Annotated in this window: 12 protein-coding genes; 8 read left to right on the top strand and 4 right to left on the bottom strand. The window is 62.9% G+C overall.

Going from position 1 to position 12624, the window contains the following annotated elements; all coding sequences use genetic code 11:
• Window positions 1-9 precede the first annotated feature (9 nt).
• From ABIB06_RS28180 to ABIB06_RS28170, 3 genes are all read right to left on the bottom strand, one after another.
• Window positions 10-243: a DUF2171 domain-containing protein gene (locus ABIB06_RS28180; protein ID WP_148753702.1), complete on the bottom strand. Its 234-nt coding sequence runs from the start codon at window positions 241-243 to the stop codon at window positions 10-12.
• Window positions 244-330: 87 nt separating this feature from the next.
• Window positions 331-717: a nuclear transport factor 2 family protein gene (locus ABIB06_RS28175; protein ID WP_247349232.1), complete on the bottom strand. Its 387-nt coding sequence runs from the start codon at window positions 715-717 to the stop codon at window positions 331-333.
• A gap of 19 nt (window positions 718-736) precedes the next feature.
• Window positions 737-2413, bottom strand: coding sequence for a glutamine--tRNA ligase/YqeY domain fusion protein (locus tag ABIB06_RS28170; protein ID WP_354049533.1), 1677 nt, complete (start codon window positions 2411-2413; stop codon window positions 737-739).
• A gap of 145 nt (window positions 2414-2558) precedes the next feature.
• Between ABIB06_RS28170 and gltX the strand changes: the two genes are divergently transcribed.
• From gltX to ABIB06_RS28130, 8 genes are all read left to right on the top strand, one after another.
• Window positions 2559-3986, top strand: a complete 1428-nt coding sequence (gene gltX, locus ABIB06_RS28165; RefSeq protein ID WP_354049534.1) for a glutamate--tRNA ligase — start codon at window positions 2559-2561, stop codon at window positions 3984-3986.
• A 158-nt stretch (window positions 3987-4144) separates the two neighbouring features.
• Window positions 4145-5449: a citrate synthase gene (gene gltA / locus ABIB06_RS28160; protein ID WP_354049535.1), complete on the top strand. Its 1305-nt coding sequence runs from the start codon at window positions 4145-4147 to the stop codon at window positions 5447-5449.
• Window positions 5450-5734: 285 nt separating this feature from the next.
• On the top strand, window positions 5735-6913 hold the full coding sequence (locus ABIB06_RS28155) for an ROK family transcriptional regulator (RefSeq protein ID WP_354049536.1): 1179 nt from the start codon (window positions 5735-5737) through the stop codon (window positions 6911-6913).
• 57 nt (window positions 6914-6970) lie between these two features.
• Window positions 6971-8257: an ABC transporter substrate-binding protein gene (locus ABIB06_RS28150; protein ID WP_354049537.1), complete on the top strand. Its 1287-nt coding sequence runs from the start codon at window positions 6971-6973 to the stop codon at window positions 8255-8257.
• A gap of 77 nt (window positions 8258-8334) precedes the next feature.
• Window positions 8335-9183, top strand: a complete 849-nt coding sequence (locus ABIB06_RS28145; RefSeq protein ID WP_456652016.1) for a carbohydrate ABC transporter permease — start codon at window positions 8335-8337, stop codon at window positions 9181-9183.
• Complete coding sequence (locus tag ABIB06_RS28140) at window positions 9176-10033, top strand: carbohydrate ABC transporter permease (RefSeq protein ID WP_354049660.1); 858 nt, start codon at window positions 9176-9178, stop codon at window positions 10031-10033. Before ABIB06_RS28145 ends, ABIB06_RS28140 begins: the two co-directional genes overlap by 8 nt.
• Before the next feature lie 10 nt (window positions 10034-10043).
• The gene (locus ABIB06_RS28135; protein WP_354049538.1) at window positions 10044-11153 is read left to right on the top strand and encodes an ABC transporter ATP-binding protein; all 1110 of its coding nucleotides are present in this window, start codon (window positions 10044-10046) and stop codon (window positions 11151-11153) included.
• Window positions 11150-11917: an SDR family NAD(P)-dependent oxidoreductase gene (locus ABIB06_RS28130; RefSeq protein WP_354049539.1), complete on the top strand. Its 768-nt coding sequence runs from the start codon at window positions 11150-11152 to the stop codon at window positions 11915-11917. The genes ABIB06_RS28135 and ABIB06_RS28130 overlap by 4 nt, the downstream gene beginning before the upstream one ends.
• 109 nt (window positions 11918-12026) lie before the next feature.
• Here the strand turns inward: ABIB06_RS28130 and ABIB06_RS28125 are convergent, their stop codons facing one another.
• On the bottom strand, window positions 12027-12347 hold the full coding sequence (locus tag ABIB06_RS28125; RefSeq protein WP_354049540.1) for a hypothetical protein: 321 nt from the start codon (window positions 12345-12347) through the stop codon (window positions 12027-12029).
• Window positions 12348-12624: the final 277 nt, after the last annotated feature.

Below are 12624 nucleotides of genomic sequence, written 5' to 3'. Positions count from 1 at the left end.
GCCGAGCCGCTACTTTTCCTCTTCCATCGTCACGGCGACATCCGCCTTGGCCGACAGCCGGACCTTGTTGCCCTCGACATCGGCGACGAGGCCCTTGTCGATAAAGTGATGATGGCCCTTGTGGCTGCCCTCGCCGCTGTCCTTTTTGGTCAGCTTGATGCGATTGCCTTCGACCTTGTCGACGGTGCCGACGTGGACGCCGTCGGCACCGATGACTTCCATATGCTCTGCGATGTTCTGCATGGTGGGTTCCTTGTTGGACCCACCCCAACGCGCGGGGCGCATGTTCGTTCTCTCACGAGAATGACGAAGCCGTGTGCCCCCCGCTCGTCAGATCAGCGGCGCCTGCGAGGAGGCGTGGTGATTGACGATCTTCCAGTCGCCGTCCTCGCGAATGATGACCCAGCTCATCTTGACCGAGAAATCGGGACGTTCGCCGGCAAGGTCGAACGAGATGGTTGCGGCCATATTGATCAGGTCAGGACCTGCCTGCACCGACTTCACCTCGGAAAACACTGCGCTCGGCCTGCGCCAGCGCGGCAGACCGTTGAAATAATCGGCAACGCCGCCCCTGCCCCGGTAGAGCTTCGGGTTGGAGCCGAAGAAGAACGCGTTCTTCGCATAAAGCGATGACAGCGCGGCCGCATCGAGCGTCGCGAAGCCGGCGCGCCATTTCGCGATGATGGCGGACACGATGGCGTCGGCTTCGTTGCTCATTGTCGTCCCTCAACCCTCGTCATCCCTTGGCGACTTCCTTCGCGAACGTGTCGCGCAAACCGATGGTCCTGGAAAATACCGGCCTGCCGGGCGTCGAGTCCTTGTCGCGGATGAAATAGCCCTGGCGCTCGAACTGCATTGGCTCGGTGGAATTGCTCTCGGCAACCGATGCCTCGACTCGCGCATCAGCGAGGATCTCCAGCGACTGCGGATTGAGATCGGTAGCAAAATTCGAGGCGTCCGGGCTCGGGTTCGCAAAGAGCTGGTTGTAGATGCGGATTTCGGCCGGCTTCGACGCTGCCGCCGACAGCCAGTGCATGGTGGCCTTGACCTTGCGGCCGTCGGGCGCGTTGCCGCCCTTGGTCGCGGGATCGTAGGTGCAGCGCAGCTCCACCACCTCGCCGTTATCGTTCTTGATCACGCCGGTGCACTTGACGAAATAGGCGTAGCGCAGCCGCACCTCGTTGCCCGGCGACAGGCGGAAGAACTTTTTCGGCGGGTTCTCCATGAAATCGTCCTGCTCGATATAGAGCTCGCGGCCGAACGTGATCTTGCGCGTGCCGGCGCTGGGATCATCGGGATGGTTGATCGCCTCGAGCTCCTCGGTCTGCCCCTCCGGATAATTCTCGATCACGACCTTGAGCGGCCGCAGCACCCCCATACGCCGCTGCGACGTGCGGTTCAGCTCCTCGCGGATGCAAAACTCGAGCATGCCGACGTCAACGACGCTGTTGGCTTTGGCCACGCCGATGCGCTTGACGAATTCACGAAGGGCCGCCGGGGGCACGCCGCGGCGGCGCATCCCCGCCACGGTCGGCATGCGCGGATCGTCCCAGCCCGCGACATGCCCCTCGCGGACGAGCTGGGTCAGCACGCGCTTGGACAGTAGCGTGTAGGTCAGGTTCAGCCGCGCGAACTCGTACTGGTGCGGCTTCGACGGCACCGGCAGCTTCTCGATGAACCAGTCGTAGAGCGGCCTGTGATCCTCGAACTCCAGCGTGCAGATCGAGTGCGTGATGCCTTCGATGGCGTCCGACTGACCGTGGGCGTAGTCGTAGCTCGGATAGATGCTCCACTTGGTGCCGGTGCGCGGATGATGCGCATGCAGAATGCGGTACAGCACCGGATCGCGCAGGTTGATGTTGCCCGCACCCATGTCGATCTTGGCCCGCAGCACGCGCGCGCCGTTGGGGAATTCGCCCGCCTTCATGCGGCGGAGCAGGTCGAGGTTTTCATCCACGCTGCGATCGCGGAAGGGCGAATTCTTGCCGGGCTCGGTCAGCGTGCCGCGCGCACGGCGAATTTCCTCCTGGGTCTGGTCGTCGACATAGGCCAGCCCGTCGCGGATCAGTTGCTCCGCCCATTCATAGAGGCGGTCGAAATAGTCCGAGGCGAAGAACAGGTTCTTGCCCCAGTCGAAGCCGAGCCAGCGCACGTCGGCCTGGATGGAATCGATGTATTCCTGCTCTTCCTTGACCGGATTGGTGTCGTCGAAGCGCAGATGGCAGCGGCCCGGAAACTCCTGGGCGATGCCGAAATTGAGCGCGATCGACTTGGCGTGGCCGATATGGAGATAACCGTTCGGCTCCGGCGGGAACCGGGTCACAATCTCCTTGTATTTGGCCTGATCGAGGTCGGCCTGGATGATGTCACGAATGAAATCGCGCCCAACCTCAGTCGCCACCGGTTCTGTCATTACGAAAATCCTGTAGGGAAATCAGCGGCCCTTCTGCCAAATTCGGGACGCTGAGCCAAGGCCTTAAGCCGTCCGCTGCCGGGCTTTAGTTATGCAGCGGTCCTGCTATATACCACCGCCTCCCAATGCATAGGCCCTGCCAAGAATGACCGATTCCGTCGTCACCCGCTTCGCTCCCTCGCCGACCGGCTTCCTTCATATCGGGGGCGCCCGCACGGCGCTGTTCAACTGGCTCTATGCGAAGAAGCACGGCGGCAAGATGCTGCTCCGGATCGAGGACACCGACCGGGAGCGCTCCACGGAGGCCGCGATCGGCGCCATCCTCGACGGCTTGAAATGGCTGGAGCTCGACTGGGATGGCGACGTCATCTATCAGTTCAGCCGCGCCGCCCGCCACCGCGAGGTGGCCGAGCAGCTGCTCGCCGGCGGCAAGGCCTATCGCTGCTACGCCACCGCCGAGGAGCTCACCGCGATGCGCGAGAAGGCGCGCGCCGAAGGCCGCACCCGCCTCTATGACGGCCTGTGGCGCGACCGCGATCCGGCGACGGCTCCAAGCAACGTAAAGCCGACGATCCGGCTGCGCGCGCCGCAGACCGGCGAGACCGTGATCGAGGACCAGGTCCAGGGCCGCGTGGTTTGGCAGAACGAGAACCTCGACGACCTCGTGCTTTTGCGCGGCGACGGCAATCCGACCTACATGCTCGCGGTGGTGGTCGACGACCACGACATGGGCGTCACCCATGTCATCCGCGGCGACGACCATCTGATCAACGCGGCCCGCCAGAAACAGATCTACGATGCGATGGGCTGGACGCTGCCGAGCATGTCCCACATCCCGCTGATCCACGGCCCGGACGGCTCAAAACTGTCGAAGCGCCATGGCGCGCTTGGCGTCGATGCCTACCGCGCCATGGGATATCTCCCGGCCGCACTCCGCAACTACCTCGTGCGGCTCGGCTGGGGCCATGGCGACCAGGAGATTTTCTCGACCGAGGAGATGGTCGCCGCGTTCGACCTCGCCAGCGTCGGCCGCGCCGCGGCGCGCTTCGATTTCGCCAAGCTCGAAAACCTCAACGGGCATTACATCCGCAATGCCGACGATCAATCACTCGTGAAGATGTTCGAGGACGTGCTCGACCACGTCGTACCCAGCCGCGACGAGCTTAAGGCCAAGTTAAACGACACCACGCGCGCGCAGCTCTTGAAGGCCATGCCGGCCCTGAAGGAGCGCGCCAAGACGCTGATCGAGCTGATCGACAGCTCCTATTTCATCTTCGCCGACCGGCCGCTGGAGCTCGATCCGAAGGCGGCGGCGCTGCTGACGCCGGAAAACCGCAAGCTGATCGGCCAGCTTCATTCCGCGCTGGAGAAAGTCGAGACGTGGAGCGGCGCCGCCACGGAAGCCGCGCTGCGTGCGTTTGCCGAGGAAAATAGTCTCAAGCTCGGCGCGGTCGCCCAGCCGCTGCGGGCGGCGCTGACCGGACGAACGACGTCGCCTGGTATATTCGAGGTTTTGGACGTCTTGGGACGCCAGGAGAGCCTGGGCCGGCTCAAGGACCAAGCCAAGGCCTAGTCTACGACGTAAGTCGACCATGCGTGGCGCCATCTTGCAGCGCACACAGCAATAATATACCCATCTCACCCGTACCTTCTGGAACATCCGGCCTGCCCCAACATCTGCTTAGGGGCCTTCCGGGTCCGGCCCGTTTCACCATACATCGGGGACCTCTGATGGACGCAAAACCAAGCAATAAGACCGCCACACTGACGGTCGGAAACAAGAATTTCGATCTTCCGATCCATAGCGGCAGCGTCGGGCCTGATGTCATCGATATAGGCAAGCTCTACGCACAGTCCGGCCTGTTCACCTACGATCCGGGCTTCACCTCGACCGCGAGTTGCCAGTCCAAAATCACCTATATCGACGGTGACGCGGGCGTGCTGGAATACCGCGGCTATCCGATCGAGCAGCTCGCCGAGAACGGCGACTTCCTCGAGACCTGCTACCTCTTGCTCTTCGGGGAGCTGCCGACCGCCGCACAGAAGAAAGATTTCGACGACCGCGTGATCCATCACACGATGGTCCACGAGCAGATGGCCCGCTTCTTCCAGGGCTTCCGCCGCGACGCCCATCCGATGGCGATCATGGTGGCCGCGGTCGGCGCGCTCGCCGCGTTCTATCACGACTCAACCGACATCAACGATCCGAAGCAGCGCATGATCGCTTCCATGCGTATGATCGCGAAGATCCCGACGCTGGCGGCGATGGCCTACAAGTACACGGTCGGCCAACCCTTCGTGTACCCGAAGAACTCGCTGAAGTTCGCCGAGAACTTCCTGCACATGTGCTTCGCGGTGCCGTGCGAGGAGTACAAGATCAACCCGGTGCTGGCTGACGCGCTGGACAAGATATTCATCCTGCACGCCGATCACGAGCAGAACGCTTCGACCTCGACGGTGCGTATCGCCGGCTCCTCCGGCGCCAACCCGTTCGCGTGCATCGCCGCCGGCATCGCCTGCCTGTGGGGCCCGGCGCATGGAGGCGCCAACGAAGCCGCGCTCGCGATGCTCGCCGAGATCGGCTCGGTCGACAAGATTCCCGAGTTCATCGCCAAAGTGAAGGACAAGGACTCTGAAGTCCGCCTGATGGGCTTCGGTCACCGCGTCTACAAAAACTACGATCCGCGCGCCAAGATCATGCAGAAGATGTGTCACGCCGTGCTCAAGGAGACGGGCCATGGTGACGATCCGATGCTCAAGGTGGCGCTGGAACTGGAGCGGATCGCGCTCAGCGACCAGTACTTCATCGACCGCAAGCTCTACCCGAACGTCGATTTCTATTCGGGCATCACACTGAAGGCGATGGGCTTCCCGGTCTCGATGTTCACCGTGCTGTTCGCGGTCGCCCGCACCGTCGGCTGGATCAGCCAGTGGAGCGAGATGATCGAGGATCCGCAGCAGAAGATCGGCCGTCCGCGCCAGCTCTACACCGGCGTCACCAAGCGCGACTACGTCGCGATCAAGGATCGGAAGTAAGTCTTAGCCTCACGACGTTTGAAACGGCGCCATCGTCTGCGATGGCGCCGTTTTTGTTCGGCGCTCACCTTGGGGTGGGCAAAGCGGAGCGTGCCCACCGTCTTTCCGCGACCGGCATGGACAGCGTGGGCACGCTTCGCCTTGCCCACGCTACGAAGCTGGTTGGACCGCTGCCCCATCTTGCTGCCGCGCACAACAACAAGTCCATGCATCGTGCCGCAAGTGCCTTGACAGTTGAAGCGCTCCGCGCGCAAATCCTTACCCTAAGTAAGAATAACAACAGGGATGGAAATGCCGGAGCAGCCGAGAAGTCGGCGGCAGACGCGTGCTGCCATTTTGACTCATTTGCTTCAGTCGGGCGGCTCGTTTCGCCCGCCGCTGGCCAGGGCCGTACGCCTGTCGGAAGCGAGCCTGTCGCGCATTCTGTTTGATCTCAAGGCCGAAGGCCTGATCGAGGAGGTGCGGCGCCCTGCCCCTTATGTCGGCGGCCCGACGGGCCTCGTGTCGCTCGACGGCTCGGTCGCGCTCGCGGCCTTCGAGCTGAGCACCCAGCGTCTCAGCGTCGGTGTTGGGGGCCTGTCGGGTGAGCTGCACTACACCGGACACGTGCCGCTACCGAAGACGCCGACAGTCGCGACCGTCGGCCGGACGTTTGGCGAGGCGATGACATTGCTGCGCGACTGGACGCGGCGCCGGCGCATCCCCCTCGCGCAGATCGGCGTCTCCATTCCGGGCCTTGGCCGGTTGGGCGCATCGACCAATCCGATCATTCCCTGCGACGTCGGGCGTATCAGCGAGATGCTCGGCGAGACGTTTGCCGGCGTGCCGGTCGAGTTCACCAATTCGGTGGTCGCGCACGCCATTTTTCACCGTTGCCGTACGGAGAATTATCCATTCAGCGGCGCGCATCTCTTCGTCTTCGTCGGCCAGGGCGTCGCGGGGACCTGGATGGATGATCCGGTCGAGGACGATGCGCTCCAGCCGGTCGAACTCGGCCACATGGTGTTCGAGCCCGACGGACCGCGTTGCCGCTGTGGTCATCATGGCTGCGTCGAGGCCTATACGTCGCTTCCAGCCTTGGCAGAGCTTCTTGGCGTCGCGGAGGCCGAGTTGCTTCAACTCGGCAGCGAATGGGTGACCGCAATGCCGCTTTCGTCGCGCGTGCGGCAGGAGTTGCGCCGGCGGCTGTTCCGGCTTGGCCTCGCGATCGGCAACACGCTGAACGTGAAGCTATGCAACGGCGTCGCGATCAGCGGCTGGCCGTCGCTTCTCGCCGAGGACGATCGCAACGCTCTCGTCGACGGGATCGACGCCTGCCTGTTGGGCGGTCGCGAGCATGCGCAAGTGTCGCTTGCTTTCGTGCCGCCGTCGAATGGCAATGATCCGCGGGCGGCGCTGGCATTCGCGGCGTTCTTCCTCGCTTGCCGCGGCGGCATGCCGGCCGCATCGACCGAGGCCGCCTGAGATACCTGATACCGCGCGGCTCTCGCGCGAAAGAGTTCACACCGGGAGGAACTTGCCATGCCGATCACAACAACAAGGCGCCGTCTGCTCGCTGGATCTGCTGCCGCGCTTGCGCTGCCGGCATTTGCCCGCGCGCAAGGCGCGGTCAAGCCGCGCCTGACTGCGATCTCACAATGGTCCGCAGGTAGCGACGGGGCGGCCATCACGGCGCTCGGCAAGAAATTCGAGGAGAAGGGCGGGATTTGGCAGCACTCGCCAGTCCCCGGATTCACCACCGAGATGATGAACAAGCTGCGCGCTCAGATCATGGCCGGCGATCCACCGGCCTGTTCGCAGCTCAAAGGTCCCGAGATTGCAGCCTGGTCGAAGATTGCCCCAACCGTCAATCTCGACGCCCTTGTTGCCGCCGCCGGCTACGAAAAGGTCGTCGCTCCAGACCTTGCACGATTGCATAAGCCGGGGGGCAAATGGATCGCACTGCCGCTGCAGATCTACAGCACCAACATGCTGTTTCTCTCCAAGCGCGCGATGGACAAAGCCAAGGCCGACAAGATCCCCGTCACATGGGCTGACTTCAACGACCTTGCCGAGAAGATGAAGGCGGGCGGTGTCGCCTATCCCATCGCCAACGGTGGTACGCGCCCGGACGATGGACAGAAATTCGAGGCCGCTCTGGCCGGCATCAGTCCCACCTCATACCGCGCAGCCATCATGAATCTCGACAAGAGGGCCTTGGAGGGTCCCGAGATAAAGGCTGCCTTCGCACAGGTGCGCAAGATCGCCGACTGGATGGACCCGAACGTCGGCGCCCAGCACTTTTCGACCAACCTGAAGCGCTTCATCGACGGCGACATGGGCATGATGATCATGGGCGGCTGGGCGCAGGGCGTATTGCGCAATGCCGGTTTCAAGTTCGACGACTTCATCATCGCCCCGGGCCCGAGCGACAATTCCAAGCCGGTTTTCCTGTTGAATGCCGATGCCTTCATATTCTGGCAGCGCAAGGAGCCAGATCTGCAGGCGGGTCAGGCGCTGATGGCCCAACTCGTCATGGATCCAGCAATCCAGACGATGTATTCACAGATCACGGGATCGATACCCGTGCGCACAGATGTCGATCTTTCCGGTGAAGGCTGGTCGGACGGTCAACGGCGGACCGCAGCAGCCCTGAAAGACGCTATCGCCAGCAATCAAGCGGTCCTCAGTCTCGCGCACAACATGGCGCAGGAAAACGGCATGACCGCAGCGATGATCGACGTGATCACGGAGTATGTGAAGAACAAGACAGTTACACCGGAGCAGGCGGTCACCCGCCTTGCAGAGGCCGTCGAGGGCGCGCGTTGACAGACACCGTCTCTCCAGCGACGCGGCCGGGCCGGCCGGCGACCTCTGACCTGGTGCGCCGGCTGCCCGAATACCTGATGATCTGGGTGCCGCTGCTGCTGGCAGCGGGTCATCTCGTCTCGTTCTCGCTGTGGACGATCTGGGTATCGTTCACTCCCTCCACCCTTGTCCCAGTTTCGGGCTGGGTGGGTTTGCGCAACTACACGGCGGTCCTGTCGTCGCGGAACTGGCAGATCGCGTTCGACAACCTGCTGTTGTTTGGCTGCGCTTTCGTGGTGCTGAGCTTGATCACCGGCCTCATGCTCGCGATCCTTCTCGATCAGCGCATTCGCGGCGAGAACGTGCTGCGATCCATCTTCCTGTATCCCCTGGCGGTGTCGTTCGTCGTCACCGGCACGGTCTGGAGCTGGCTACTCAATCCCGGCCTTGGTATCCAGAAGCTCGCTCACGACCTCGGCTGGACCTCGTTCCGGTTCGACTGGCTGCTAGACCGCGACATGGCGATCTGGACTATTGTCATCGCTGCGATCTGGCAATCTTCGGGCTTCGCCATGGCACTGTTCCTTGCCGGCCTTCGCTCCGTCGACGCGGACATCATCAAGGCCGCGCAGATCGATGGCGCCGGACCTATCCGGATCTATCGGCGGGTCATCTTGCCGACCCTATGGCCGATAACCATCACCGTCGCCGTGATCCAGCTGCAGTTCGCGATTTCGGCCTTTGACCTCGTCCGCGCTCTCACCAACGGCGGGCCCGGAATCGCGACCCAGCTGCCGGCACTCGTCGTCTACGATCTGATGTTCCAACGTGGCCAGCTCGGCCGGGGTGCGGCGGCGGCGGTGCTCATGTTGCTTATTCTTCTCGCGGTGCTGCTGCCGTATGCAGCGTGGCGTTATTTTGAGCGACGGCGGACGACCCATGCGTGATCGAGCCTTCGCACCAAGCCGAATGTTGATCTATCTGCTCGTTTTGGCGATCGCTGCAGCATGGCTCGCGCCATTGGCTGTTGTCGTGCTGAATTCGCTCCGTAGCAACGAGGAGATCGCACAGGCCTCGATGATCGGCTGGCCGAAACACTGGGCCTGGAGCAACTACGCCGTTGCCTGGGGAGGTTTCTGCGTCGCCGAGACCTGCGCCGGCCTCCGGCCGTACATGTTGAACTCCGCGCTCGTCACGATTCCCGCGACGATTTTCTCTACCCTGCTCGGTGCTATAGCCGGTTACGCCGTGTCGCTCTGGCGATTTCGCGGCGATAGCTGGATCTACGGCATCGTGACCCTTGGCCTCTTCCTTCCCCAGCAGATGCGCTTGCTTCCCTGGACCATCGTCTTGCGGGATATCGGTCTCATCAACACGCTGACGGGTCTCGTGCTGATTCACACGATCCAGGGGCTCTCCTTCACCACGCTGTTCTGCCGGAACTACTACGTCGCCATCCCACATGAACTGATCAGCGCCGCGCGCATCGATGGCGCCGGGTTCTTCCGCATTTTCTGGCGCATCATTCTGCCGCTCTCGTCTCCGATTCTGATCGTCACCGTGATCTGGCAGTTCACGCACATCTGGAACGAGTTCCTCTACGGCGTGACATTCACGACCGGCCAGCAACAGCCGGTCACGGCCGCTCTCATTGCGCTATCTGCCGCGATCGCAGACATCCCGCAGCATGGCGTACAGAGCGCGGCGGTGATCATCGCGGCGCTGCCCACTTTGTTGATCTATCTCCTCGGCGGCCGGTACTTCGTGCGCGGCCTGACCGCCGGGGCCGTGAAATGATGGGATTGTCATGGCAGCACTAAGCATTCGCTCCCTGTCGAAGCGCTACGCCAATCTGGAAGTGCTGAAGGGGATTGACCTCGACATCGAGAGCGGCGAGTTCACCGTGCTGGTCGGCCCGTCCGGTTGCGGCAAGTCCACGCTGCTCAACATCGTCGCCGGGCTCGACCGCCCGAGCGCAGGCACCGTGGAAATCGGCGGACGTGTCGTCAACGACATCCCGCCAAAAGACCGCGACATCGCCATGGTGTTCCAGTCCTATGCGCTCTATCCATCGATGACGGTGCGCCAGAACATCACCTTCGGCATGGAATGCCGCCACGTACCGAAGGCTGAACAGGAGAAGGCACTGGCGAACGTAGCCCGCCTGCTCCAGATCGAGCCGCTGCTCAGCCGCAAGCCGTCGCAGCTCTCCGGCGGCCAACGCCAGCGCGTCGCGATGGGTCGGGCTCTGGTCCGCGATCCCCTGCTCTTCCTGTTCGACGAGCCGCTCTCCAATCTCGACGCCAAGCTGCGCGTCGAGATGCGGATGGAGATCAAGCGGCTGCATCAGCGCATCGGCGCCACCATCATCTATGTCACCCACGACCAGATCGAGGCGATGACGATGGCGACGCGCATCGCCGTGATGCACCGGGGCGTGGTGCAGCAGTTTGCCGATCCCGATACCGTGTATCGCTATCCCGCTAATCTGTTCGTGGCCCGTTTCATGGGCTCACCGCCGATGAACACGATGCCGGCTCGGCTCGAGGCCGATGCCGGCGGGCCTGTGGCCGTGATCGGCGCAGGAAGGCCGGACGAGGTCCGCCTCCGCCTCGGCCAATACGACGCGGCGGCGCGCTTCGTCGGCCGTGACGTGGTGGTCGGAATCAGGCCGGAATGCATCGCCGAGGGCAATCGCGTGTTTTCCGGCGATGCGCCCGTCGTCGTCGACGCGCCGGTGGAAATGGTCGAACCGACCGGAGCCGAAACGATCGTGCTGCTGCGGCTTGGCGGCGAGCCTGCGCTGGCGCGCATCACGCCGGATATCCGGCCCACGCTCGGGGCGACTGCCTCCTTCGCGCTCGACACGCGGCGCATTTGCCTGTTCGACCCCGAAACGGAGCGGCTGATCGCATGACCAGGACCACCTATTCCAGCCTTGCCGGCCGCGTGGTGTTGATCACCGGTGGCGCCAGCGGCATCGGTGCCGCCTTCGTGCGTGCCTTCGCAGCCCAGAAGGCACGCGTTGCCTTCTTCGACCTCGATGCGAGCGCCGGCGAAGCACTGGTCGCGGAGGTGGCGGCCGCGTCCGGCACCGCACCATTGTTCGTGCCGTGCGATCTCCTCGACATTGATGCCCTGCGCGGCGCCATGGCGCAGGTCCACGGATCGCTCGGCGATGCCGCGGTCCTCGTCAACAACGCCGCCAATGATAAGCGCCAGGTACTGGCCGAGGTGACGCCCGCCGAATTCGACTGGACGATCGGCGTCAACCTCAAGCACGTCTTCTTTGCGGCTCAAGCGGTGGTGCCGCAGATGCAGGCGCGCGGCGGCGGCTCGATCATCAACATGTCGTCGATTGCCTGGATGCGCGGCGCACCGGCGCTGCCGGTCTATGCTGCGGCAAAGGCCGCGATCGTCGGCTTCACCAATTCGCTAGCCCGGTCGGTCGGTCCCGACCGCATCCGCGTCAACGCGATAGCGCCGGGGATGGTGATCACGGAGCGTCAGCGCCGGCTGTGGTATCCGGACGAGCAGACCATCGCCGAGCTGCGCACGCGGCAGGCCATTCCCGATGCGGTGACGCCCGACGACATCGCCAATATGGCGCTATTCCTCGCCTCCGACGAGAGCCAGCGCATCACGCGCCAGTGTTTTCAGGTCGATGCGGGGCTCGGCTAGAGCGTGAACCGAGCCGCTGTCGTAGAGGTCCGCTCCGTCTCCGACAGCAGCCGCGTGAGCGCACCTCACCTTGGGTCCGAGTTGGGCCAGAAGCGGAAAAGTGGCCCCGTTATCCGCGGGCCTTCTCGATCTTTTGTAGGATCGAACGAAAGCACCCTGCGATGCTGTCCCCGAAGACGCTCGCGATGGCGAGCCCAACGAACGCCCCGGTGCCAAGGCCACCAAAGCCGAAAAATACGAGAAGAGTGACAATAAGCGCTTGGGCCCAATCAGCGTTCGAAGAACCCAGAACAGCGAGAAGGAAGAGTGCTGGGATATTGGTGCAAATCGCGAGAACCCACGCCAAGACTGGATGATTACGAGCCAGAAGTGGAAATACAAGAGCAGCAACCGGAAATGCAATTGCGTTGCATAAAATGATGTACCACATCGTCACTTCTTTCGGCCGCGCTTTTTGACTTGGAATAGTGCACCGCAATCGTACTCACGAAGTAAATGTTTTCCTTTGATATCGTGTATTGTGACGGGTTCAGACTGGTGAACGGGCCTTGGAACGGTCGCAATAAGCGAGCGCGCTCTCAAGTCAGCTATGAGTCACAAGCCGCCGATCGCGCTCTAGCAGTCTGCTGAAAAACCCCCTCGCCAGGGAGGGGACTTGATGATTCACTTTATCATCTCGAATCGGCGGAGACGATCATGCGCGGCAG

The organism is Bradyrhizobium sp. LB8.2 (assembly GCF_040548035.1).
In the GTDB taxonomy this organism is placed as follows: Bacteria; Pseudomonadota; Alphaproteobacteria; order Rhizobiales; family Xanthobacteraceae; genus Bradyrhizobium.
Note: the sequence above shows the minus strand (reverse complement) of the source record. Positions and strands in the feature narration are given on the sequence as shown.

Bases quoted from the DNA above. Each gene is read 5' to 3' on its own strand.
- ABIB06_RS28180 (WP_148753702.1), bottom strand. From the start codon at position 243: ATGCAGAACATCGCAGAGCATATGGAAGTCATCGGTGCCGACGGCGTC.
- ABIB06_RS28175 (WP_247349232.1), bottom strand. From the start codon at position 717: ATGAGCAACGAAGCCGACGCCATCGTGTCCGCCATCATCGCGAAATGG.
- ABIB06_RS28170 (WP_354049533.1), bottom strand. From the start codon at position 2,413: ATGACAGAACCGGTGGCGACTGAGGTTGGGCGCGATTTCATTCGTGAC.
- gltX (WP_354049534.1), top strand. From the start codon at position 2,559: ATGACCGATTCCGTCGTCACCCGCTTCGCTCCCTCGCCGACCGGCTTC.
- gltA (WP_354049535.1), top strand. From the start codon at position 4,145: ATGGACGCAAAACCAAGCAATAAGACCGCCACACTGACGGTCGGAAAC.
- ABIB06_RS28155 (WP_354049536.1), top strand. From the start codon at position 5,735: ATGGAAATGCCGGAGCAGCCGAGAAGTCGGCGGCAGACGCGTGCTGCC.
- ABIB06_RS28150 (WP_354049537.1), top strand. From the start codon at position 6,971: ATGCCGATCACAACAACAAGGCGCCGTCTGCTCGCTGGATCTGCTGCC.
- ABIB06_RS28145 (WP_456652016.1), top strand. From the start codon at position 8,335: ATGATCTGGGTGCCGCTGCTGCTGGCAGCGGGTCATCTCGTCTCGTTC.
- ABIB06_RS28140 (WP_354049660.1), top strand. From the start codon at position 9,176: ATGCGTGATCGAGCCTTCGCACCAAGCCGAATGTTGATCTATCTGCTC.
- ABIB06_RS28135 (WP_354049538.1), top strand. From the start codon at position 10,044: ATGGCAGCACTAAGCATTCGCTCCCTGTCGAAGCGCTACGCCAATCTG.
- ABIB06_RS28130 (WP_354049539.1), top strand. From the start codon at position 11,150: ATGACCAGGACCACCTATTCCAGCCTTGCCGGCCGCGTGGTGTTGATC.
- ABIB06_RS28125 (WP_354049540.1), bottom strand. From the start codon at position 12,347: ATGTGGTACATCATTTTATGCAACGCAATTGCATTTCCGGTTGCTGCT.